This window comes from Saccharospirillum sp. (genome assembly GCF_039982735.1).
GTDB lineage: Bacteria > Pseudomonadota > Gammaproteobacteria > Pseudomonadales > Natronospirillaceae > Saccharospirillum.
The window spans coordinates 18,601-40,765 of sequence record NZ_JBDWXV010000003.1; the positions used below are offsets into that span (position 1 = coordinate 18,601).

The following is a 22,165-nucleotide window of genomic DNA, read 5'->3' on the forward strand; positions in this document are numbered from 1 at the left end:
GATTTATTCCTCAATGACCAGCAGTTCGACGTCCGCCGACACAAAGTCACCCAGGCCAAAGGCAGCAAATTGCCCGGCCCGGCGAATGTCGGCCCATACGGGACTGGATTTATCGAGCAGGAAATACTCGCATTCAGACTTGATGCGAATTTTTTGTGGCAACCGCTGAGTGTGCTGCAATGGCAAGCCAGGCAGGGCATTGGACACCATTGTCTCGATCTGATCGGGTGCTCCGAGCTTGAAATACTGCGGAAACCGGGTGAACCAGGTGGGGTCTGAACCGGAGTGGCGAACTGAAAGATAGAAAGTACAACGATCGGCCGTCGCTTCCGACAAGGCCGATGATTCGTAACGACCCGGAGCAATACTGGTAAAAACCAGGCCATCGGCTGAGCGTTGACGATCCACACCCAGCACTTGCCGCATGGCCGTATTCAGCGATGCAAAGGTATCGGTTAGTTGATCGTGCTGATACCTGACACTCAAAGGCAGTTCATCCGGCATCAGTTGCAGCGCAAGCCGGTCGTGACTGCGCACCAGTAGCTTGTATAACTCAAAGGGGGTTTGCTGGGGATGCTGTTCAAAGGTTCTCAGTTCAGCCAATGCCGATACCAGCTCGGCCTGGAGCAAATAGTCAGCCATTTCAGTGGCGGTCATGCTGCTCAGGTCGCCAAGCTTCAGTCGACGCTCCTGCAGGCTACGAAACTGGGATTGCAGCAGATCGACCAGGTTGGTGACCAGCTGCTTCAGTCGGGCCGCCGAACCCACTTGCAGTAACGGCGGCAGAAAGGATTCGTCGAGTTGGTACTCGGCATCATAGCGCCGGGTTACCCGGGCTAATGGCATCGAGACCATATTGTCCTGGGCCTGGAAGTCGGGCTGAAGTTTCAAGTTGGGGCGGGCCAGCAGCACTTCCCGGCGACGCCCCGCATCGTACTCATCTTCCAGATCGGTATAGTCGGACTTCCAGCCTGTCAGCCGACCATTTACTTCATAGCCGGTAATGGTATCGGCCAGTTCATTGCGTGGCAGCATCAGGCACAAGGTTAGCGTTTCGTGGTCAAACTGTGTCAGGTCCAGAAATACCGGGCCGTCAGTTTCGCGACGATAATCGACGACCCGCCCGTCTGGCAGGAGGGCCTGGCAACGGACCAGGTCGAGACGACCATTCAGCAGTGCGGCCTCATCCCAGATCAATTCACCCACACCCCAACTGTAGGGTTGCTGCCAGCGTGAACGTAAATGCTGAGTGCGGAACTGATACTGATCCCAGGCTTGAAAATGCTGCTGACCCAAGAAGACGCCTTCAGCCCACACTACTTTCCTTAACCCTTTCATACTTCTCCCTTATCACACAACACAGCGCATCTCGATTTCCGGTACACCGAAATCAGCACAGTGGGAAGCAAGCCTTCCCGGCTCGTTTTAAATTCGTTAACGCAACGGACCAGGTTGGCCGCTCGCTCAAGTAGATCTGGCCCAACCTGCCCGGTTGTGTTTAGCGGTACTCCAACTCAACACGGTTGCCATCGAGTTTGAGAGTCATATTCGTCGACGCGCGGATAAAGCCATGATTCACCTTCTTATGGGCGCGCCAATGCCCCTCGTCGTTTCGGAAATAGGCAACGACACCGGCGTAGCGGGCACGCTCCGCTTTTTCAATGGATACAGTTCGGGACAGGGATGGTTCGACCGTTATTTCATGCAGAGAAACCAGTGTATCAGCCAGAATCTGCTCATCGGCTTTCCACATGTCGTCGAATTCAGAGCGCTCGAACAAGACGGGATCGGTCAGTTGATAAACACGCACGACGACGGCATAGGCATCGCCGGTTTCATCGAGATTAATAGCGCGCGAAGCATCGACCGAAAAGTTCAGTTGAGGTGTAGCGCAACCGCTGAGTACGGCACATGACAATACCGCAATCAACCATGCACCGAGTGACTTGTTGAGCATCCTGGCTCTCCCTTAAGTCGTCAGTTGCTGTCCTTCAATGGGATGCACCCAGACTGGTGCATCACCTACTACATAGGCGGATTCAGAACAGAACGACCGCCTGACAGATGCGCACCCTATTATTCTGAACGCAACCTTGCACTCATTTTTTTACTCAATTCTTTTTTTTGTGATCGAGGTCTACTTTGAAATTTGCGCTGGCAATGGGTTCAGTGGCATTCTCGCTCGCCATGAGAAAGGGCAGACAGTAAGCCTGCAAGTGCTCTGGGCCCTATGGATGCCCGAGAAGGAACCGCTACAACAAGGATGCATCATGCTGAACCGAATTCAGGCGCTGTTGTGCCTAGTGTTTTTCTCCGTCCCCGCCTGGTCTGTTGAATGGGACCACGCTTTTTTTTCCGCTGGCGGTTCTGCTCTGCTAGCAGCCCAGCCCGACGAAAACGACTACCCTCTGGCTGCAGGGCTGGCCATACATGCCGATTATCAGGTGCCGGTGTTTGTTGAAGGGCATACCCGGGCTTACCTTATGGCGGCGCTCGACTGGGCTCGTTTCCGCCCCGATGTCGACGACGCCGTGCACGGTTCTTCTTCCTATGGCATTACCGCTACTGCCGGCCTGCTGCAAGACATTCAGGCGGGCGACCGATTGCTCTGGCTTGGCGGCGGCCTGGGGTTACAAAGCCTGCACCGTTTCAACCATTATTCCTGGGAGAAGAACGGGACGATCTGGAGTCAGGCTCGCTATGGTGATGAACAGGATTTTGCGCTGATGCTTCAAGGGCAACTGCAAATTCCGGTCACTCCCAATCTTCGTATTGATACCCACGTCAACTGGCCTGTCAGCCAGCCTGGTCTGGCAACGTTCCGGCTGGGTGCCAGCCTGGAATTCAAGTAACACACCCATGCATTGCCTGGACGGTACCTTGCAAGTGACTGTTCAGAACCCTTGTTTCATGTTTAAGGAAGAGCCATGAAATCCTCACCTTTACTTATATCGCTGCTCACTGCACTTCCAATGCTGGCAGCTTGCGTTGGTGACTATCCGGACCTGCCGGAGAAATACCAGAACAAAGCACCCTCTATTAAAGGCCTAGACACCGTGAGCCTGACCGAGGGGACCATCAACCGGGTCGCGCTGACCATAACTGACGATCGCAACGCCGTCTCGGAACTCGACATTGAATGGTCGATAACCACCGAACCCGAGATCGACGTTACGCTGTCGCCAGACAGCAGCTCTGCCAGTGTGGACATTCCCTGGCTGGCGGACGACACGCTCAAAGCCACACTTACGGTCACGGCGACTGATGTGGAAGGTGAGTCGTCTCAGGCCAGTGTCGAACTCGATGTTCTCAAGCAACGGTTGCTGGTCGTGCAAGCGGAAAAGGAGCGGCAAGGCGATGGTGATCTATACCGGGTCGGTTATCCGGAAGCCAATCCACAACGGCTGACCGATCCGATTGCCGTTAATGAATCAATTGAGCAGGTAAAACTTTCGCCTAATGGTCAGCGCCTGGCCTTTGTTCGTCGGCATACCAGCGAAGCCGATACACTCATGCTTGCTGAAACCAACAGCGGCAGCAAAGCGAGCATCGACATCGCTTTGGACGCAACCGAATCCATACGCCAGCTTCGCTGGAGCACCAGTGGCCAGTGGCTGGCGATGGTTACGGCAACCAGTGGTACCAGTCCGGTCTTTCGCCTGCACTTGCTCGATACGAACGAAGGCCAGACACCGCGCGAGACGGTGCTACCTCTGTTGAACGAAAACGCCTATGACTGGAGCAAGGATGAAAGCCAACTGGCCTATCACGACCGCCAGAGCCGACTGGTCTGGCTGAATCTGGCCGATGACACCAGCCATACCGTATACGACCCCGCGGATACCGGTGTTGCCGGTGCCCCGCCCTTTGTCTGGCACCCGGATGACTCGGTCATTGCCTACCTGGGCGCCGCCGCGGCCAACGGCAGCAAAGCGGTTTTCATTGCGCAGCCGGGTGAAGCCACGATAACAGAGGTCCCGGTTTCCACCCGCTATGGCACCCATGTCGCCTCACTGTCTAAGCTGACCTGGTCGCCTGAGGGAAACTTCTTAACTTACCTGGGTGACTTGCAAACCAGTGGCGTTGTAGAACTGTTCAATTTCTACTGGACCGATTACCAAAATGGCACTGAAGCGGTAAATGCACAGGTTAAAGTTAGCGGGAATCTGGTCAGCGCCGGTGACGTGAACGATTATATCTGGAACCCGAATGAAAGCCGACTGGCCTACAAGGCTGACCAACTGGAAGACGGTAACATTCAACTGTTCGCGTCAGACGTTGACGGTGGCAGCAATCGACAACTGACTGACCTCTCAGGCACCCTGACGGATCTGTTCTGGGGATGGACGGAAACGGGGCAACTGCTCTACGGCTACAGCCGGTTTGAAGGCGCTCTGCCCTATCGCATCACCTTGCTGGCTATCGATGCACAGGCCCAACTGAGCAACCGGGTTATCACCGATGCCCTAAGTAGCGACAGCGCTACACAGGCCCTGGGCAACATTTTGCTGTCACCGGATCGGCAATGGCTGGCCATTCCCTCCTTTACGGCAGCAACACAACAAACCGATGTCTACGTTTTGAACATCGCCGCAGAACGCCTTAGCCAACTGTCTGCATTGAACAACCACGAGACGGATACCACCTTCGCCTGGTCACCCAACAGTGACGGCATGTTGTACCTGACACTCGATGACGAGGATATTGGCCAACGACTGGTTTTCCAGCCATTGGCAACACTGCCGGAACAACAAGACAATTCCCTGATGGGTGAGCTGGCGCCAAACGGAACCATTCAACAGTTTCAAATCGCGAGGTAGGCAGGGGGTATCAGGCAGGCGGGTGAAGCCGACTGCCTGTCGACTGGTTGAAACAAGGCTTAGCTCATACTGAAGAACGGCATAGCAAACAATATAAACACAAGCGGTACAATTAACAGAGCCGTTGCCACAGGTTGCTGTCGGGTTCGCCAAACGGCATAAACAACAGCCAGCGGTGGGATCAGTGTCGCCAGGCCCCAGGCGGCTGAATATCGCATAGCCTCAACAACTGTCAGGGTATAGCCAATCAGCATCAGGCTAACGGCCAATAAAAAAACCGTGACCATCATGACAGGTCACCCTTCTTGGTAGTTTCCAGATGCGGGCTCAGAATGCGATACAACTCGGGCCGATGCTCTGCGATCTCTTCATTACTCAGACCTTCAAGTGAATGCGGGTACTTGAGCCAGGCATCGGTGGCGTGCAAAAAATACTCCGGTTCACGCCCCACTTCGTTACGGCTGGGTTTGTAGTAAGGCACGGCGACTCGAATGTCGGCCGGGGTATTTAACCGGGCGCGCTGTTGCAACTGATCAATAATGGCTTCAATGGAGCGGCCGGTATCAAACACATCGTCGACGATCAGCAGTGAGTCTTCCCGGGTGACGTGTTTAACCAGGTAATCGAGACCGTGCACCCGCACCGAGCGGCTTTGCTGGTCGATACCGCTGTAGGATGACGTGCGAATGGCGATGTTGTCGGTCGACACGCCGTGATACTCCAGAAACTCCTGCACGGCTATGCCCATGGGCACCCCACCCCGCCAAACGGCGATCATAAAGGTCGGCCGAAAACCGGAATTCAGAATCTGCGCCCCCAATCGAAAGGCGTCTTCTAGCAGGCCCTGGGCACTGAGGTATTGTTTTTTGGCCATAAAATCATTAGCTTCACTGGGTGAGCCCCTATAATCCCATCGACCCGAGCCCCCGGCAAGCCATGACCGATACGGACACCCATCGCAACAAACGTTTTCTGAATGAAGCCCAACTGATCGAGGATGCCTTTCGACTGGGCGTTCAGGTGTATGAAAGCGGCTTCCGCCCCAACTTTATCGTCGGTCTGTGGCGCGGTGGCAGCACCATCGGCATTTACGTTCAAGAATGCCTGCAAACGCTTGGTAACAAGACCGACCACATTGCGCTGCGCACGTCCTACCGGGGCATGGACCACTATTCCGACATGATTGCCTCGCCAGAAACACACATCCGCGTGCATGGCACCCAATACCTGCTCGATAACCTCAATGCTGATGACCGCCTGTTGATCGTCGACGATGTCTTCGGTACCGGACACAGCGTGCAAGCCGTGCTGGACCGCCTGAACAAACACCTGAAACGGAACATGCCCGCCGACACCCGCATCGCCACCCTCTACCAGCGCCCGGCGACGCATCAAACCGAACGCAGACCCGACTTCTGCCTGTACGATACCGACGACTGGCTGGTGTTCCCTTATGAAATGACGGGTCTGACACGCGCCGACATTGACCAGCACAAGGGTTACCTGTCGGATATTCTGGATTCAGTGGACAAGACCCGTTAACTCAAGTTTCGGAGGGAGGCATTGGTCCGCATCGGTTACCGGGGATGCCCCTGTGGGGTCGGCGTAGATCTATCCATGGAGCCTAGGCCGCAGCATCCATGCTGCGGACTACCCCACAGGAGCATCCCCGGCAACCGATGCTCGCATTCTCAGCAAACTACGAAACTTGAATGGTTAACCGAACTGAGCCCGTTTCGCCGCCAGGGTTTCCTTCCAGTCGATTATGGCTTCGGTTTCCGGTGGTGATTCAACGCTGAGGCCTTCTCGCGCCAGTACCTCGCCCATGCTCATCACCTTGCCTTTATGCAGCATGGCCATGCGGGCATGACCGACCGAATGCAGTGTTTTTCCGTGGTAAAAACGCTGCTCGAAGTAGGCGTATTTCTCATCCCAGCAGCGCAATTGAACTTCCAGAGTAACCTGACTGAGCGGCGCAAACTCTCGGATATAAGTCAGCTCCTGGGCATTAAGCACGGCCCGGTAACGACCCTTTAGAAAGGCGCGCCCCAGCCCGGTATCGATCAGCCATTGAATGCGGCACAGGTCACCAAAAGAGAAGTAACGAGCCGCCGTCAGGTGAAAATTGAGATCCATATCGTGCAACCAGACCCGATACCGGTGCTGAACCGGTGCCAGGGGGTCGCCGCTGGGACGACGCATCAGCGCCCGCAGGAGTAACAGGAGAAAACGACCCACGAGATTCATTGGCAATCCTTCAACAGTGCGTTATTCAAACGATCGTTTGAAACCAACCCACATGCTGCCTGCCAGAGGCGAAAAGATCAATCGGGCTGGCAGTATTATCGCCCTTCAATGCTGCCCAGCAGGGATTCAAAACGACCTTCCTGCCGTTTTTTCCTGAATTCCGACACCGACAGGTCGAGCCACTGCTGACCGGTCAGTCCCAACAGTATTCGATCGGTCACTGGCAACATCTCTTCGAGGTGGTGCGTGACTAGCAATACCGTGCAACCCAACTCCGACTGCATGTCCCGAACCCAGTCGAGCCCTTCCTGACGCAAGGCCGGGTCCAGTGACGAAAAGGGTTCGTCCAGCAACAGTACCGGCTTGCGTTGCAGAAACACCCGCGCCAGCGCCGCCCGCTGTTGCTGGCCGCCACTGAGCTGGCCCGGCGTGCGGTCTAGCATAGACTGCAATTCGAAGCGGCGTGCAGCTACTTCGACCTGGTGCTGCTGCTCATCGGTCAGCCGCCCGGAGCGTGAGAGCCCCAGTGCCAGATTCAACCTAACGCTCAAATGATCAAACAGGTTGTGGCTCTGGAACAGTATGCCGAACGGCCGTTCATGCACGGGCACCTGCATAACCGAGCGCCCTTGCCAGTTCAATTCGCCCTGCACCGGGGCTTGCAGCCCCATCAGGACGTTCAGCAATGTCGACTTGCCCAGGCCACTGGCCCCGACAATGGACATGAGCTCACCGGCATTCAGTTGAAACTGCCAGTGAAACGTCTGATCGCCCAGGCGAGCCGACAGGTTAGTCACGTCAAGCATGGCCTCGCCCTCTTGCCCATTCCGCCAGCCCCAGCAGCAGGGCACACAATGCCAGCAACCCGACCATAAGCTGGGCCGCCAGAGTCATTTGATAACTGCCCATGGCCCTGAAAATCATCAGCGGCAGGGTTACAAAATCCAATTGGCCAACCAGCGCCGCCACGCCCATGTCACCCAGGCTAAGCACCGCACTGAGCGCCAGCGCCCAAGTCAGCACCGGCCACAGCACCGGCCAATAAACAAAGCGCACAGCCCCCCAGCGAGAGAGCCCCAGAACCCGGGTCAGTCGCTGATACTGGTTACGCGCCGCTGCGGTACGTGCCTTGATCGGCTGTAAAATCAGCGGCATGGCCATCAGGGCATTGATCCAGATGATCAGCGGCCAGGTCGACTGGCGTGCCCAGCCCAGCCGCAAGCACAATAAAAACAGGCCGGTGGTCAGCACCATGGCCGGCATCACCAATACCCCAAAATCGAGCCAGAGACTGCGCCGGCGTGCCGACTGAACCGAAACACAGCGACTGAGCGCCAGCAGCACAGCCACCAGCGCACTGAAGCTGGCAATGCCCAGACTGGTTAACAGCGCTTCATTCAACTGGCCCGGCCACTGCCAGTCTGCTCGCAGCGCTCGCTGGATCAGCGCCAGGTAAGGCGCCAGCAAGGTCAGCAGCAAGGTGATGATGGCCACCCGTTGCAGTGCACTGGCGCGCTTCATGCCGGACCGGGCCGGCTGGGCTACAGTCTCCATTGACCAGACTTTGTTGTGCCCCAGCAAGGCCATCAACCCCAGTGCCAGGGCACCGTGAAAAGCCGCATAAAGCGCCGCACCCCGGGCGTCGAAATCGTATTTCAGTGCCTGATAGACCGCCACTTCCAAATTGGTGTTGGCCGGGCCACCGCCCAAAGTAAGCACCACCGTGAAGCTGCTGAAACACAGCAGCGCAATCAAAACAAACACGGGCCCGGTGGCGGTCTTGAGAATCGGCCATTCGATCCGGTGTAACCGTTGCAGGGTCGATAACCCGAGCACAGTCGCCAACCGGCGATGATGCAGCGGCACCTGGCTCAGCCGGTCCCACAGCAACCGAACGGCAAAAGGCCAGTTCAACGCCACATGCGCCAGCAGAATACCGGGCAAGCCATACACTGTCGTTTCCAGTGGCCACCAACCCTGGCGACCGAACAGCGCGACGATGCCCAGCACCACTGCCAGCACCGGCAACACAAACGCCAGATTCAGAAACCCGGCCAGCAACCACTGACCGCGAAAGGGCCGTTGAGCCAAGGCCCAGGCAAAGGGCAACGCCAGCACCACCGACAACAGCGCCGACAGCGCTGCCTGGAGTACCGAAAAACGGATAATCTGCCACAGCCAGGCGTCGAAGTAGCTCGACCACCCATACCCCTGACCCGGGTGCAACGCCATACCGGCAAGGGCCAGCAGCAGCGTCAACAACAGGGCGCCGGTACCGAGCCGGGCCAGAACAAGTGACAGATTCACAGCCTGGCTATCCTTACTGGCTGGCCGCTGTGCGCCATTCGCGAATCCAGTTACGGCGGTTTTCGGCGACGGTTTCACTGTCGAAGTAAAGGGTTTCAGGTCTGGCCATGCTGTCGTAAGCTTCAGGCGTCTCGGCGCCATCCAGCACTGGCCACATCCAGTTGGTACCGGCCATCACATCCTGAGCGGTTTTGCTGATCAGAAAGGCCAGAAACTCACGCGCCCGTTCGGGCTGATCAGACGATGCCAGAGCCGCCGCCACTTCAATCTGCGCATAATGGCCTTCGCTGAATTCGGCCGCCTGATACTGATCGGTGTCTTCAAAGGTCATGTGGTAGGCCGGAGACGTTGTATAGCTGAGTACGACATCGCTCTCGCCTTCCTGAAACAGGGCATAGGCCTCGCTCCAGCCCGGAGTAACAGTGACCACGCGCTCCTGCAGGGTTGTCCAGGCATCATCGGCATCGTCGCCAAATACCGATTTCATCCACAACATCAGCCCCTGACCGGGGGTGCTTACGCGTGGGTCCTGATAAATCACACTGAGGTCGGAGTCGTAGACCAGCTCTTCGAGCGAGGTAGGCATGTTATCGACGCGTGTCTGGTCGTAAACAAAGGCAAAATGACCGTAGTCGTAGGGGACAAATTCGGCGTCCTGCCAGTCGTAGGGCAAGCTCAGGTGGCTGGTGTCCAGTCCGTGGGGAAGCGTCAGGTTCAAGGCGCGAGCTTCAGCTATCAAGGCATCGTCGATGCCGAGCAGAATATCTGCCTGGCTGGATGACCCTTCAAGGCGCAGGCGGTTAAGCAGGGCCACACCGTCCTCAAGGCCGATAAACTCAACATCACAGCCGCATTCCGCTTCGAAGCCCGCTTCAATCTGGGGCCCCGGGCCCCACTCGGAGACAAAGGATTCGTAGGTATAGACTGTCAGGGGCTCGGCATGGGCCGCCAGTGCCAGTGTCATCAGGGAGGCCGTCGCTGCGGCAGGTTTTACAATCATCATAAGCATTCCGGTTCAATGTTTAACATCACAATGACCGGCGCACGAGTCGTGGGCTAAATTGCCAACGTACTCATAGGGGAAAGGTTGATCGGTGCGGACCCAGCCCGGGAGCGCCCGGGTCCCACCTGTCGTCTCAACTCCCTACGCCAGCATTAACTGGTTCAGGTTCGGCGGGTGAGTCTCAGCCCTGTGGCTTGCCTGGTTCGGCAAGCACCGCAGTAGGCACCCCGGCGAGAACGCTGCGAGCCGTCAAAGAGTCAATTAGCCTCTCTGACGTGCTCTGGCCGGGCACCAACAGCGCCCGACTGGCGTGCATTCTACTGAAGTCGCCAGGGAAACCCAACTTCTGACACAATGGGAACAGGTATTTTCGGTATCCGCTTATGACTATTGCGCTGTTTGCAGCCCTGAATGAGATCAAAGACACGCTGCCCGGGCCATTGACGATAACGGCCTGGCCCGGTGGTGAGTGCAACCGTCTGTTTCAGGTCAAAAGTCCGTCACAGCAAGTGGCATTGCGGCTGAATCACCCCGAGGTACCATCTCTCGGGGTCGACAGGCGCCGTGAAATCAACATTTTGCTAAACCTCAGCAACGAACTCTGGTCACCCAAGCTCATTGCCGCGTGTCCGCGCTGGCAGCTGTGTCACTGGGCCCAGGGCGATGCTGCGCTCAGCGGTGATGCCGCCGACCTGGCGTTTCTGACACTGGCGTTAAAGCAAGTGCACCATCACCGGCCCCAGGGCGAGCCCTTGAACGTGGCCATTCAGATCCAGCATTTGCTCACCCATGCCAAACCCCTGCCGGCTCATATTCATACGTTCCTTCTCGATCAGTGCCGGGACTACCGTTTTGTTAAGCAGCCAGTTTTGTGTCACCACGACTGGCACCCGGGGAATTTACGGGTAAAGGGGCCGGAATGGACACTGCTGGACTGGGAATTTGCCGCTGCAGGCGACCCCGCGATGGATCTGGCAGGCCTGTGCCTGGGGTTCGAGCTCTGCGAACCTCAGGCACAGACACTGGCCGAGAACCTGGGCATCAGTGCGCCCAGGCTGCGCGAGGCACAATGTCTGATGAGTGCGCTGGCCATGGTCTGGTACCGGGCCAACCCCAGGCTTGCCAGTGCCACCTCGACCAGTGCCGAACAGTGGTACGAGAGCTGGAGCCGGGTTAGCTAGCTCAGGACCTCAGCCACCGTTGCGACAAAACGGTCGATCATGCTGGCGGTTATATCCAGGTGGGTCACCAGTCGTATCTTCTGACCGCCCGCTGTTAAAATACCGCGCTCTTTCAGTGCGGCCTGCAACGCCAGCCCCTTTTCGTGCGATTCGAGCTCGATGTACACCATGTTGGTGTTGACCGTGGCACTGATGATGCCCGGCAATACACTCAGTTCAGCGTGCAACCGTTCCGCATTGGCATGATCGTCGGCCAAACGGTCGACGTGATGGTCCAGCGCGTATTCGATAGCGGCAGCGACAATGCCTGCCTGACGCATACCGCCGCCGACCATCTTGCGCCAGCGCCGAGCCTGTTTGATCAACTCAGTCGATCCAACCAGAACTGACCCCATGGGCGCGCCCAGCCCTTTCGAACAGCAGATACTGACCGAATCGGCCGCTTGCGAGAGTTCGGCAACCGATTGGCCGCTGGCGACCGCTGCATTAAACAACCGGGCACCGTCCAAATGGACGTTAAGCCCGTGCTGGTCAGCCAGCTGCCGCACACGCCCGATAAAGTCGCGAGGCATTACTCGCCCACCATGGGTGTTTTCCAGGGCAATCAGCCGGCTACGCGCAAAATGACTGTCATCGGGTTTGATCATCTGCGCCAGGGTGTCCAGCGACAGCGTTCCGTCGGCCTGTACAGGCATTGGCTGAGGCTGAATACTGCCCAGCACAGCGGCGCCTCCGGCCTCGTAGTAATAGGTGTGGTAATTCTGACCAACCAGATATTCGTCACCGCGGTGGCAATGGCTAAGCAGCGCCACCAGGTTGCTCTGCGTGCCGGTCGGCAGCAGCAACGCGGCTTCTTTGCCAGTCAGGTCGGCCATGCGGGCCTCCAGCCGGTTAATGCTGGGGTCGTCGCCAAATACATCGTCGCCGACCTCGGCGCGGGCCATGGCGGCGCGCATGGCATCCGTCGGTCGGGTAACGGTATCACTGCGCAAATCGATCAGCGCTTCTTGCTTTGAATGACTCATAGGGTGTCCTGTCTGCGGCGTGCTTAAAACGTGTGTCCGGGTTTCTCTGGCATTGCATTCAACCAAAAACACCCCACTTCCGTACAGTGATAATACCGTGTAGCCCGCTTTTCGCTGTATAGACTACACTGCCGGGCTCACATCTTCGTTTAATACAGACTGTTTTCATTTAGGGAGACTCTCCGCTATGGCTAAAATTACCCTGCAAGGCAACCCGGTTAACACCGTTGGCGATCTGCCCGCTGTTGGCACCAACGCACCCGACTTCACGCTGACCAAAACCGATTTGTCGGACCTGAAACTCAGCGACCTGGCCGGAAAAACCGTGGTACTGAACATTTTCCCCAGCGTTGACACCCCCACTTGTGCGGCCTCGGTTCGCAAATTCAATGAAGAACTGAGCAAACTGGATGGCGTTGACGTCGTCTGCATCTCAGCCGACCTGCCGTTTGCGATGCAACGCTTTTGTGGCGCTGAGGGCCTGGAGCGTGTTACCAACGCCTCTGTCTTTCGCAGCGAATCCTTCGGTAAGGACTACGGCGTGACCATTGCCGACAGCCCGCTGAAAGGCCTGATGGCGCGTTCTGTTGTGGTCATCAAAGACGGCAAGGTGGTCCACACCGAACTGGTCGCCGAGACCGCCGACGAACCGAACTACGATGCGGCACTGAAGGCCGTCGGCTGAACCAGCCAGCTTTAACAAAAAAAGGGCCTCTTGGCCCTTTTTTTTGTTAAACGAAGCAAAATCTAGCAAAGAGCTCAGTGGTGATGACCACCCGCGCCATGCACGTGACCGTGGGCTATTTCTTCAGGTTCCGCCTCCCGCAAGCTGACCACTTCCACATCAAAGGTCAGGGTTTTACCGGCCAGCGGGTGGTTGGTGTCGACATCAATGAACTTATGCCCGACTTTGGCTACCAGAACATGGCGGGGGCCCTGCTCGGTGTTCACCTGAGCGATCATCCCTGGCTTCCATTTTTTGGCACCCATCAGGTGCTTGGCGGGTACACGCTGAATCGCGTCCGGCTTACGCGGACCGTATGCCTGATCGGGTGCCAGGGTAACGCTGACCGAATCGCCCGCCTCCTTTCCGGTCAGTGCTTCGGCCAGGCCGGGCAAAATGCCACCATGCCCGTGAAGGTACACGCTGGGCTCGCCACTGCGGCTGGACTCCACCGTCTCACCGGATTCATCACTCAGGATATAGTGAAACGTCACTACGGTATTTTTCTCGATCGGCATAGCTCACCTGTTATTTGCATCGGCACCGGAACGTTCCGGGCTCATTAAAGCCGCATTATACCTGTCCGCAAGAACCGAGTCAGCGTTCCTTCAGGCTTACCTGTCGAGTGAATTTGCGCACCCATAATGTTATGTTGTAACATAACTTGAATAGGAGGAAGACTATGAAACCACTGAATGTTACTGTCTTATCGGGTTTTTTGGGGGCGGGTAAAACAACGCTGCTGCAACACCTGCTGCAAAACCGACAAGGGCTTAAGATTGCCGTGATCGTCAACGACATGAGCGATGTCAATGTCGATGCGGCTCTGGTACGCCAGGACGTATCGCTTAACTATACCCAGGAAAAGCTGGTCGAAATGACCAATGGATGCATCTGCTGCACGTTGCGCGAAGACCTGTTGCAAGCGGTCAGTGCTCTGGCACAGGAACAGCGATTTGATTATCTGGTCATCGAATCATCCGGTATTTCAGAGCCGCTGCCCGTTGCCGAAACCTTTACCTTTACCGATGAAAACGGTTATTCACTTAGCGAGCTGGCCAGGCTAGATACACTGGTCACAGTGGTAGACGCCAGCACCTTTCTCGACGAATTGAATCGGGCTGCATCGGTTCAGGAATCAGCTGTGAATCTGGGTGAGGATGATCACCGCAACATTGCCGACTTGCTGGTCGACCAGGTTGAGTTCGCCAATGTTATTGTCATGAACAAAATAGACCTGCTCACTGCTGAAGACCGGGATCGTCTGAAGGCGACGTTGACTACCCTTAACCCGGAAGCCCGCCTGCTAGAAACCAACCACGGCCAGATAGACCCCGGTGCAGTTCTGGGAACCGGACTGTTCGACTTCGAAAAAGCGCAACAGGCACCCGGTTGGTTAAAAGAACTCAGAGGTGAGCACACTCCGGAAACCGAAACCTATGGCATCGGCGCCTTTACCTACCGTGCGCGCCGGCCCTTTCACCCTGACCGATTCCACTCCTTCATACACCAGCCCTGGCCGGATGGCCGGCTGATTCGCTCCAAGGGGTATTTCTGGCTGGCAAGCAGACCGGAGTGTGCCGGCCAATGGAGTCAGGCTGGCGGCATCGCCCACTATGACATGGCCGGTTTCTTCTGGCGCGCCGTCCCGCGAGACCAGTGGCCGGATGATCCCGATTACCTGAAGGCCATTGCCGCAAACTGGGTTGAACCACATGGCGATGCCCGGCAGGAGCTGGTCTTTATCGGCCACGAGCTGGCACCCGACCAGATCACCGAGCAGTTGGAACAATGCCTGTTAACCGACGAAGAATACGAACAGGGCCCCGCCGCCTGGAAGGCCCTGACCGACCCGTTCCCGGCATGGTTTCAAGAGGGGCACTGATCACGGGGCATCGCAGCTTTCAGCCGACCCGGTACTTCAAAACCAGGAGGGACCGGGTATCAGTAACCAGCTAGAGGTTGGCACCGGCGACCCTGGGACGTTCACGCTTGAGCGACAACCACGAATGCACCGCCACCGCACCCAGAATGGCACTGCCGCCAACCAGCGTCAGCGGAGGAACGGCTTCATTCAGTACCCACAGTACCCAGACCGGGCCCAGAACCGTCTCAATCAGCAGGAACAGGCTGACCTCCGGTGACGGTAAATACCGCGTCGCCATCATCAGCAACACCGAGGCAACTGGCATTTGCACCAGCCCCATTACCGCCAGCCAACCGTATTGGCCGGGCTCAAGACCCAACGGTGACGCCAATGGCCAGGTCAAAATAGCCAGTACAATGCCACTACCCGCGACGACCGGCATCTTGGGCAAGTCCGGCATACGCCTTAACAGCGTCAATGTCAGCCCCATCGACAGAGCCAGAACAATCGCCAGCAAATCACCCAGGCTGCCGGGTTTGCCCAGCGACCCTGAAAACACCACCAAAACGCCTGCCACAGACACCGCAATGGCAATCCAGGTACGTAACGCCACCCGCTCTCGCAACAACAACCAGGAGAAAAAAGCCGCAAAGAAGGCCGAGCTGCTCAGAATAACCACCGTATTGGCAGCCGAAGTATGGCTCACACTGAAGACAAACAATCCGGAATTAATCCCGTAAATTACGGTAACCAGCAAAGCCGCACCACCATGAGCGCGATACTGACGCCATTGGTCGCGATTACCGCTCAATTGAATAAACAGGGTCACTGATACAAAAATCAGCGCGCCCCGCCAGAAGGCGATGTTCATCGGATCGGTGGCGGCCAGTCGCACCAGCAACGCATCGAAACTGAGCACCAGCACACCCAGTGCGGCGATCCAGATTCCCTGGCGGTGATCCAGTTTGGGTAGGGACATCAGGTTTCCTTTTAGAACGCTTTAGCTTTATTAGTCAAACGACAAGAAACGCGCAACTGGCTAGCCCTCGGTGCTGGTCATGTCACTGCAGGGACGTCTGCAGTTGGATCGGTCCGACGCCTCGGCTGCAGCCGAGCCCCCATGGATGGGTCTACGGCGACCCTGCAGAGACGCGACCAGCGTCGAGGGCGGGTTAGCAGAACCGAACCAGACAGCGCGGACCCAGCCACTGAATAGTCAAACCGCAAAAGCGGTTTCGAGCAAGGCTTGAGTGTAGGGGTTTTGCGGTGAATTAAACACCTGATCGGCGGGGCCCTGCTCTACTACTTTACCGTCTTTCATCACCATCACCGAATGGCACAGGGCTTTAACGACTTTCAGATCGTGGCTGATGAACAAGTACGACAAGCCATACTCGGCCTGCAATCGCTTGAGCAATTCGATCACCTGGAACTGCACCGTCCGGTCGAGGGCTGAGGTGGGCTCGTCCAGAATAATAAAGCGTGGCCGCATGATCAGCGCCCGGGCAATGGCAATGCGCTGACGTTGCCCTCCGGAAAACTCGTTCGGGTAGCGAAAGCGCATCTCCGGATCCAGCTCCACCGCTTTCAGGGCTTCAATGACCGCGGTATCTCGCTCTTCCGGTTTGCCAATCTTGTGAATATCCAGCCCTTCGCGAACAATCTGCTCCACCGATAGCCTCGGGCTCAGGCTGCCATACGGATCCTGAAACACAATTTGCATCCGCTTGCGCACTGGACGCAACGCTTTGCGATCCAGACTCTGCAGAGACTGGCCCTCAAAATCAAGCACCCCTTCACTCGCTTCCAGCCGCAAGATAGCGCGTGCCAGCGTGGATTTTCCCGAACCGCTTTCGCCGACAACGCCCAGCGACTCGCCTTCGTGCAAGGTAAAATCAATGCCATCGACCGCCTTCACATGGCCGACGGTGCGCCGCAGAATCCCCCTCTGAATCGGGAACCAAACCCGGACATCACGTCCACTCAGCAAGGGGCGAAGCTCACCTTGTAAGGGCTTAGGTGGGTTTCCCGGTTCTGCCGCCAACAACGCCTGGGTATAGGGGTTTTGCGGTGCGTTGAAGACCCGGTCGGTTGGACCGGCCTCCACAAGTCTGCCCTGCTCCATCACCGCCACTTGCTGGCAAAAACGACGCACCAGTGTCAGATCGTGCGTAATAAACAGAACGGCCATGCCAAACTCGCGCTGGAGATCGGCAATTAATTCCAGAATCTGCGCTTGAATGGTCACATCGAGCGCCGTGGTAGGTTCATCGGCAATCAGCATTTCCGGCTCGTTGACCAGCGCCAGTGCAATCATCACCCGCTGCCGTTCGCCTCCGGACAGCTGATGCGGGTAGGCCTTAAGCTTGGTTGTTGGATCTTTCAATCCGACCCGCTCCAGCATGCTCAACGCCTTGGCCGAGGCATGGCGAGCCGACACTGGATGGTGCAACTGCACCATTTCGACGATTTGTTTTTCAATGGTGTGCAGGGGGTTCAGCGATGTCATCGGCTCCTGAAAAATCACCCCAACCTTGCGGCCACGCCAGGCCTGAAGATCCCGGTCCGATTTATTATCAATCCGCTCGCCCTGCCATTGAATTTCACCACCCAGCCAGACCAGAGGCGGGCTTGGCACCAGGCGCAGAATCGACATGGCAGTCACGCTTTTGCCGGAACCACTTTCCCCGACCAAGGCAACAACATCCCCCGCATGAATGTCCAGGGATACATTTTGCACCACGGGCGTTACTGCATCGCCGAAACCAAAACCCAATGACACATCGACCAAACTGACCAGTGGTTTCTTGTTAACCGTACTCATCACTTAATACGCCTTGCGCGGATCGAAGGCATCGCGCACCCCCTCGCCCACGAAAATCAGGGTGGTCAGCATAAAGCCGACAATGAAAAACGCGGTAAAGCCCAGCCAGGGGGCCTGAATGTTTGCCTTGCCCTGCGCCAGCAACAAACCCAGCGACGGCGATCCGGGCGGCATACCGAAACCCAGAAAATCGAGCGAGGTTAAAATGGTGATGGAGCCCGATAAGGTAAACGGCATAAAGGTCAGCGTGGCGACCATGGCGTTTGGCAAAATATGCCGGAACATCAACCGCCGGTCACTCATGCCCATCGCCCGGGCCGACAGTACGTATTCGAAATTGCGGGTGCGCAGAAACTCGGCTCGCACCACCCCCACAAAGCCCATCCATCCGAACAGTAGAACCACCAGCAACAACCACCAGAAACTCGGCGTGACGATGCTCATCAGAATGATCAGGATAAACAGTGTCGGCATACTGCCCCAGATTTCCATGAACCGCTGCATGAACAAGTCCAGCTTGCCGCCGTAATACCCCTGCACGGCGCCTGCTGCCACGCCAATAACCGCGGAAATGATCGTCGTCAGAAACCCGAACAACACCGAAATCCGGAAGCCGTACAACACATTGGCTAGCACGTCCCGGCCTTTATCGTCGGTACCCAGCCAGTTTTCAGTGGTCGGAGGGCTCGGTGCCGGGCTTGGCAGGTCGTAATTAATGGTGTTGTAGGCGTAGGGAATCGGCGGCCAAATAATCCAGCCGTTTGACTCGATCAACTCCTGTATATACGGGTCTCGATAATCGGCCATCAGGTCGAAATCACCACCGAAGTCGAGTTCGGTGTAGTCCTGTATCAAGGGAGCATAGGGTTTCCCGTCAAACCAGATCAACAGAGGCTTTTCATTGGCCACAAGCTCCGAAACCATCGACAATGCGAAGACGACGGTAAAGATCCACAGGCTCCACCAAGCTCGTCGGTTCGCTTTGAAACGCAGCCAGCGAGCCCGGTTCACCGGAGATAGAAATCCTGTCGGGTGACTGGCCATCAGCGCGCCTCGAAATCAATGCGGGGGTCGATCAGGGTGTACATCAGGTCGCTGATGATGCCCATAATCAACCCCATTAACGTGAAGACATAGAGTGTCGAAAACATAACCGGATAATCACGTTGCAAGGTGGATTCAAACCCGAGCAATCCCAGGCCGTCGAGTGAGAAAATCGTCTCGATCAGCAACGAACTGCTGAACAGAATGCCCAGAAAGGCAGCCGGAAACCCGGCAATAATAATCAGCATGCCATTGCGGAAGACATGGCCGTAAAGAATCCGCCGCTCGGTACAGCCCTTGGCACGAGCCGTCATCACATATTGTTTGTGTATTTCATCCAGAAAGGAATTCTTGGTCAGCATTGTCAGGCTGGCAAAGCCGCCTATCACCATCGCCAGCACCGGCAAGGCCATGTGCCAGAAGTAATCCAGAATTTTCCCGCCGAGGCTCAGCTCATCCCAGTTGGTGGAAACCAGTCCACGCAGCGGGAACCAGTCAAAATAACTGCCGCCGGAAAACAAGATAATCAGCAAAATGGCAAACAGAAAGGAGGGAATGGCGTTGGCGGCGAAAATAACCCCCGAGGTCCAGACATCAAATTTGGTGCTGTGTTTAATGGCTTTGCGGATGCCCAGCGGAATCGACACCAGATAGACAATCAGCGTCGTCCACAACCCCAGCGATATGGAAACCGGCAAGCGCTCCACAATCAAATCAACGACTGACCCTCCCCGGAACAGGCTGTCGCCAAAATCAAACCTCAGATAATCCCACAGCATGGTGAAGTAACGTTCGTGCAGGGGTTTATCGAACCCGAACCGGGCTTCAATGGCGGCGATGTCCTCCTCGGTAAGACCCCGTGCACCGCGGTAACTGGAATCCCCAGACCGGTTACCACTGCCAGACTCACGATCCGACGAGGAGGGAGTTTGCAGCACATCGGACTGATTGTTACCCGTCATCCGATCCAGCATGGAGGCGGTATTGCCCTCCATGTTGGCGATCATCTGATCCACCGGGCCACCCGGGGCAACCTGGATAATGACAAAATTGATGGTGACAATGGCCCACAGCGTGGGGATAACCAGCAGCAGGCGCCGTATCAGGTAGGCCGTCATCCCCTGTCCTCAGCGAGCATTGCGGTCTGGCAAGGCAGCCTCGGCGTCGGTATCCAGCCACCAGGATGAACTGCCCAGGGCGTATCGGGGCCGCGTATCCGGCCGGGCGAATTTGTTCCAGTATGCCACCCGGTAGGCACCGATGTGCCAGTGCGGAATCACGTAATGATTCCACAACAACACCCGGTCCAGTGCGCGGCCGTAGGCCAGCAATGCTGCATCATTTTGCTGGTTGTCTCGAATGCCCTCTGCCAGGGCATCGATGACCGGATCCTGAACGCCGATTGAATTGTAGGTTGAATCCAGAAAATCACTGTGGAACTGAATCATCAGGTCGGCATCCGGATAGGCGCCGCCACCCAGACTGCCAACCAGCATGTCGTAGTCCCGCTCGCGCATCCGGTTGGTGTACTGGGTGACATCAACGGTGCGAATGTTCATGGTAATGCCGGCTCGTGCCAGGTTCTCGCGGAACGGAATGGCTATGCGTTCGAACGTAGGTGAATACAGCAGCATCTCGAATTCCAGCGGCTCACCGGTTTCGGCATAGATCAATCGGCCGTCTTGAGTCTCATAACCAGCCTCGCGCAACAGTGTTAATGCCTGTCGCAGTTGGGGCCGCACATTGCCACTGCCATCGGTACTAAAGTTCTCGAACACCTCCGTGAAGACTTCGGCGGGCAACTGGTCGCGAAATTCGTTGAGAATGTCTAGTTCACGCCCTTCCGGAAGACTGTCCGCCATGTAATCGGTGTTTTGGAAATAACTGCGGGTGCGGTTATAAGCGTCATAAAAGAGGTTTTTGTTGGTCCACTCGAAATCGAACAGCATATTAATGGCCATTCGTACCCGACGATCCTGAAACTGGGGGTTTTCGATGTTGAACACAAAGGATTGCATGGACTGGGGCAGCTCATGGGGAATTTCTTCCTTGATGATGTAGCCGGCGTCGAAGTTATCCCCGGTGTAAGCGGTAGCCCAGTCTTTAGCGACATTTTCCTGACGGAAGTCGTACTCGCCTTTTTTAAAGGCTTCTAGCAAAACGGTATCGTCGAGGTAGTAATCGTATCGTTCAAAATCAAAATTCAGTTGCCCAACCCGGGCCGGGTGATCTATTGCCCAATAGTCATCGAGTCGTTCGTATACAACGTATTGCCCCGTGCGATAGTCCGAGATAGTGTAGGGGCCACTGCCAAGCGGCACTTCCTCAAAGGGTTCGCTGAAATCCAGATCCGCAAAGGTGTGCTCCGGAAACACGGTGAGAGTCGCGAGGCTGACCAGCAAGCTTTTACTGGGCGTTTCCAGATTAAACCGCACCCTGCGCTCATCCAACGCTTCAACGGTTACGCCCTCGTAGTAAGTTTTAAATTGAGGAACGCCATCTTCCATAAAAAGATTGAAGGTGAAGACCACATCTGCGGCTTCGATCGGCTCGCCGTCTTGAAACGTCGCTTCCGGGTTCAGATGAAAAATGATCCAGCTATGGTCGGCCGCGTACTCGACCTGCTCGGCAATCAGCCCGTAGTAAACGCCCACTTCGTCGCCATTACCGATCATCAAGGTATCGAAGAGGTAATCCCGAATGCCGGAAGGTGTGGTTCCACGCTGTGCAAATCGATTAAAGTTATCAAAGGTGCCACGCACCCCATAGGTAACATAGCCCTGGCGAGGGGCATCCGGGTTCACGTAATCCCAGTGGGGGTAGTCGGCCGGGTACTGCGGCTCACCGCGTTCGGCAATGGCATGGGAAACGATGACATCCTCGGCCAGGGCCGCGACCGACACACTCAAGCCCAACAGCAGACTCAACAAGACTCTCATAGCGATACTCTCCAGGTTCCAACCCGTAAGGTTTGCACCTTACGAGGCAGCACTCTTATGCCAACCGGCAATGCCGATGATACTGATACGCCACCGGAACCAGTCCGGTTTCGTTTGCATACTTCAAGATCCCTGTTCATGCCAGGCCAGCCAGACTTATCCACCCTGTCCGGGCACTTTAGCA

At 56.4% G+C, this 22,165-nt stretch carries 21 protein-coding genes and 1 riboswitch; of the genes, 6 read left to right on the plus strand and 15 right to left on the minus strand.

The features are described 5' to 3' along the window. Positions 1-3: 3 nt before the first annotated feature. Positions 4-1,338: a type VI secretion system baseplate subunit TssK gene (gene tssK / locus ABJT94_RS01495; RefSeq protein WP_348475909.1), complete on the minus strand. Its 1,335-nt coding sequence runs from the start codon at positions 1,336-1,338 to the stop codon at positions 4-6. Positions 1,339-1,498: 160 nt separating this feature from the next. Further along, complete coding sequence (tssJ, locus tag ABJT94_RS01500) at positions 1,499-1,957, minus strand: type VI secretion system lipoprotein TssJ (protein WP_348475910.1); 459 nt, start codon at positions 1,955-1,957, stop codon at positions 1,499-1,501. 313 nt (positions 1,958-2,270) lie between these two features. Here tssJ and ABJT94_RS01505 point away from each other — a divergent pair, with 313 nt between their 5' ends. Both ABJT94_RS01505 and ABJT94_RS01510 read left to right on the plus strand, forming a co-directional pair. Continuing rightward, on the plus strand, positions 2,271-2,852 hold the full coding sequence (locus ABJT94_RS01505; protein ID WP_348475911.1) for a hypothetical protein: 582 nt from the start codon (positions 2,271-2,273) through the stop codon (positions 2,850-2,852). Between the two features lie 75 nt (positions 2,853-2,927). After that, the gene (locus ABJT94_RS01510; RefSeq protein ID WP_348475912.1) at positions 2,928-4,820 is read left to right on the plus strand and encodes a hypothetical protein; all 1,893 of its coding nucleotides are present in this window, start codon (positions 2,928-2,930) and stop codon (positions 4,818-4,820) included. Positions 4,821-4,879: 59 nt separating this feature from the next. On the opposite strand, the gene ABJT94_RS01515 is transcribed toward ABJT94_RS01510, so the two are convergent. Together ABJT94_RS01515 and ABJT94_RS01520 are read right to left on the minus strand one after the other, a co-directional pair. Continuing rightward, entirely contained in the window at positions 4,880-5,110 is a 231-nt protein-coding gene (locus ABJT94_RS01515; RefSeq protein ID WP_348475913.1) for a hypothetical protein, read from the minus strand. Then, positions 5,107-5,694: a phosphoribosyltransferase family protein gene (locus ABJT94_RS01520; RefSeq protein ID WP_348475914.1), complete on the minus strand. Its 588-nt coding sequence runs from the start codon at positions 5,692-5,694 to the stop codon at positions 5,107-5,109. Before ABJT94_RS01520 ends, ABJT94_RS01515 begins: the two co-directional genes overlap by 4 nt. A gap of 62 nt (positions 5,695-5,756) precedes the next feature. On the opposite strand from ABJT94_RS01520, the gene ABJT94_RS01525 reads away from it, so the two are divergent. Further along, entirely contained in the window at positions 5,757-6,362 is a 606-nt protein-coding gene (locus ABJT94_RS01525; protein WP_348475915.1) for a phosphoribosyltransferase family protein, read from the plus strand. 174 nt (positions 6,363-6,536) lie between these two features. Here the strand turns inward: ABJT94_RS01525 and ABJT94_RS01530 are convergent, their stop codons facing one another. The 4 genes from ABJT94_RS01530 to thiB form a co-directional block, all read right to left on the minus strand. Beyond that, positions 6,537-7,067, minus strand: a complete 531-nt coding sequence (locus ABJT94_RS01530) for a thioesterase family protein (protein WP_348475916.1) — start codon at positions 7,065-7,067, stop codon at positions 6,537-6,539. A 95-nt stretch (positions 7,068-7,162) separates the two neighbouring features. Beyond that, positions 7,163-7,873, minus strand: coding sequence for an ATP-binding cassette domain-containing protein (locus ABJT94_RS01535; RefSeq protein WP_348475917.1), 711 nt, complete (start codon positions 7,871-7,873; stop codon positions 7,163-7,165). Continuing rightward, positions 7,866-9,374, minus strand: a complete 1,509-nt coding sequence (locus ABJT94_RS01540; protein ID WP_348475918.1) for an ABC transporter permease subunit — start codon at positions 9,372-9,374, stop codon at positions 7,866-7,868. Before ABJT94_RS01540 ends, ABJT94_RS01535 begins: the two co-directional genes overlap by 8 nt. A gap of 13 nt (positions 9,375-9,387) precedes the next feature. Beyond that, positions 9,388-10,377: a thiamine ABC transporter substrate binding subunit gene (thiB, locus tag ABJT94_RS01545; protein WP_348475919.1), complete on the minus strand. Its 990-nt coding sequence runs from the start codon at positions 10,375-10,377 to the stop codon at positions 9,388-9,390. Positions 10,378-10,497: 120 nt separating this feature from the next. Then, a riboswitch (TPP riboswitch) is annotated at positions 10,498-10,617 on the minus strand. A gap of 143 nt (positions 10,618-10,760) precedes the next feature. On the opposite strand from thiB, the gene ABJT94_RS01550 reads away from it, so the two are divergent. Further along, positions 10,761-11,558 (plus strand): phosphotransferase, encoded by a 798-nt coding sequence (locus tag ABJT94_RS01550; RefSeq protein ID WP_348475920.1) that lies wholly within the window; start codon positions 10,761-10,763, stop codon positions 11,556-11,558. Here ABJT94_RS01550 and ltaE read toward each other — a convergent pair. Continuing rightward, positions 11,555-12,559: a low-specificity L-threonine aldolase gene (ltaE, locus tag ABJT94_RS01555; RefSeq protein WP_348476037.1), complete on the minus strand. Its 1,005-nt coding sequence runs from the start codon at positions 12,557-12,559 to the stop codon at positions 11,555-11,557. The two genes, ABJT94_RS01550 and ltaE, sit on opposite strands and share 4 nt — an antisense overlap. 211 nt (positions 12,560-12,770) lie before the next feature. Here ltaE and tpx point away from each other — a divergent pair, with 211 nt between their 5' ends. Next, positions 12,771-13,268, plus strand: coding sequence for a thiol peroxidase (tpx, locus tag ABJT94_RS01560; protein WP_348475921.1), 498 nt, complete (start codon positions 12,771-12,773; stop codon positions 13,266-13,268). A gap of 74 nt (positions 13,269-13,342) precedes the next feature. On the opposite strand, the gene ABJT94_RS01565 is transcribed toward tpx, so the two are convergent. Beyond that, on the minus strand, positions 13,343-13,825 hold the full coding sequence (locus ABJT94_RS01565; protein WP_348475922.1) for a peptidylprolyl isomerase: 483 nt from the start codon (positions 13,823-13,825) through the stop codon (positions 13,343-13,345). Positions 13,826-13,989: 164 nt separating this feature from the next. On the opposite strand from ABJT94_RS01565, the gene zigA reads away from it, so the two are divergent. Continuing rightward, positions 13,990-15,192: a zinc metallochaperone GTPase ZigA gene (gene zigA, locus ABJT94_RS01570; protein WP_348475923.1), complete on the plus strand. Its 1,203-nt coding sequence runs from the start codon at positions 13,990-13,992 to the stop codon at positions 15,190-15,192. Between the two features lie 70 nt (positions 15,193-15,262). Here zigA and ABJT94_RS01575 read toward each other — a convergent pair whose 3' ends face one another. The 5 genes from ABJT94_RS01575 to ABJT94_RS01595 all read right to left on the minus strand — a co-directional run bounded on the left by ABJT94_RS01575 (position 15,263) and on the right by ABJT94_RS01595 (position 21,981). Further along, entirely contained in the window at positions 15,263-16,153 is an 891-nt protein-coding gene (locus ABJT94_RS01575; RefSeq protein ID WP_348475924.1) for a DMT family transporter, read from the minus strand. A gap of 237 nt (positions 16,154-16,390) precedes the next feature. After that, positions 16,391-17,998 (minus strand): ABC transporter ATP-binding protein, encoded by a 1,608-nt coding sequence (locus tag ABJT94_RS01580; protein WP_348475925.1) that lies wholly within the window; start codon positions 17,996-17,998, stop codon positions 16,391-16,393. A gap of 3 nt (positions 17,999-18,001) precedes the next feature. Continuing rightward, the gene (locus ABJT94_RS01585; protein WP_348475926.1) at positions 18,002-19,042 is read right to left on the minus strand and encodes an ABC transporter permease; all 1,041 of its coding nucleotides are present in this window, start codon (positions 19,040-19,042) and stop codon (positions 18,002-18,004) included. Further along, positions 19,042-20,160, minus strand: coding sequence for a microcin C ABC transporter permease YejB (locus ABJT94_RS01590; RefSeq protein ID WP_348475927.1), 1,119 nt, complete (start codon positions 20,158-20,160; stop codon positions 19,042-19,044). Before ABJT94_RS01590 ends, ABJT94_RS01585 begins: the two co-directional genes overlap by 1 nt. 9 nt (positions 20,161-20,169) lie before the next feature. Continuing rightward, complete coding sequence (locus ABJT94_RS01595) at positions 20,170-21,981, minus strand: extracellular solute-binding protein (RefSeq protein ID WP_348475928.1); 1,812 nt, start codon at positions 21,979-21,981, stop codon at positions 20,170-20,172. Positions 21,982-22,165: the final 184 nt, after the last annotated feature.

Coding starts and splice junctions, on each gene's coding strand:
- tssK (WP_348475909.1), bottom strand. CDS start 1,338: ATGAAAGGGTTAAGGAAAGTAGTGTGGGCTGAAGGCGTCTTCTTGGGT.
- tssJ (WP_348475910.1), bottom strand. CDS start 1,957: ATGCTCAACAAGTCACTCGGTGCATGGTTGATTGCGGTATTGTCATGT.
- ABJT94_RS01505 (WP_348475911.1), top strand. CDS start 2,271: ATGCTGAACCGAATTCAGGCGCTGTTGTGCCTAGTGTTTTTCTCCGTC.
- ABJT94_RS01510 (WP_348475912.1), top strand. CDS start 2,928: ATGAAATCCTCACCTTTACTTATATCGCTGCTCACTGCACTTCCAATG.
- ABJT94_RS01515 (WP_348475913.1), bottom strand. CDS start 5,110: ATGATGGTCACGGTTTTTTTATTGGCCGTTAGCCTGATGCTGATTGGC.
- ABJT94_RS01520 (WP_348475914.1), bottom strand. CDS start 5,694: ATGGCCAAAAAACAATACCTCAGTGCCCAGGGCCTGCTAGAAGACGCC.
- ABJT94_RS01525 (WP_348475915.1), top strand. CDS start 5,757: ATGACCGATACGGACACCCATCGCAACAAACGTTTTCTGAATGAAGCC.
- ABJT94_RS01530 (WP_348475916.1), bottom strand. CDS start 7,067: ATGAATCTCGTGGGTCGTTTTCTCCTGTTACTCCTGCGGGCGCTGATG.
- ABJT94_RS01535 (WP_348475917.1), bottom strand. CDS start 7,873: ATGCTTGACGTGACTAACCTGTCGGCTCGCCTGGGCGATCAGACGTTT.
- thiB (WP_348475919.1), bottom strand. CDS start 10,377: ATGATGATTGTAAAACCTGCCGCAGCGACGGCCTCCCTGATGACACTG.
- ABJT94_RS01550 (WP_348475920.1), top strand. CDS start 10,761: ATGACTATTGCGCTGTTTGCAGCCCTGAATGAGATCAAAGACACGCTG.
- tpx (WP_348475921.1), top strand. CDS start 12,771: ATGGCTAAAATTACCCTGCAAGGCAACCCGGTTAACACCGTTGGCGAT.
- ABJT94_RS01565 (WP_348475922.1), bottom strand. CDS start 13,825: ATGCCGATCGAGAAAAATACCGTAGTGACGTTTCACTATATCCTGAGT.
- zigA (WP_348475923.1), top strand. CDS start 13,990: ATGAAACCACTGAATGTTACTGTCTTATCGGGTTTTTTGGGGGCGGGT.
- ABJT94_RS01575 (WP_348475924.1), bottom strand. CDS start 16,153: ATGTCCCTACCCAAACTGGATCACCGCCAGGGAATCTGGATCGCCGCA.
- ABJT94_RS01580 (WP_348475925.1), bottom strand. CDS start 17,998: ATGAGTACGGTTAACAAGAAACCACTGGTCAGTTTGGTCGATGTGTCA.
- ABJT94_RS01585 (WP_348475926.1), bottom strand. CDS start 19,042: ATGGCCAGTCACCCGACAGGATTTCTATCTCCGGTGAACCGGGCTCGC.
- ABJT94_RS01590 (WP_348475927.1), bottom strand. CDS start 20,160: ATGACGGCCTACCTGATACGGCGCCTGCTGCTGGTTATCCCCACGCTG.
- ABJT94_RS01595 (WP_348475928.1), bottom strand. CDS start 21,981: ATGAGAGTCTTGTTGAGTCTGCTGTTGGGCTTGAGTGTGTCGGTCGCG.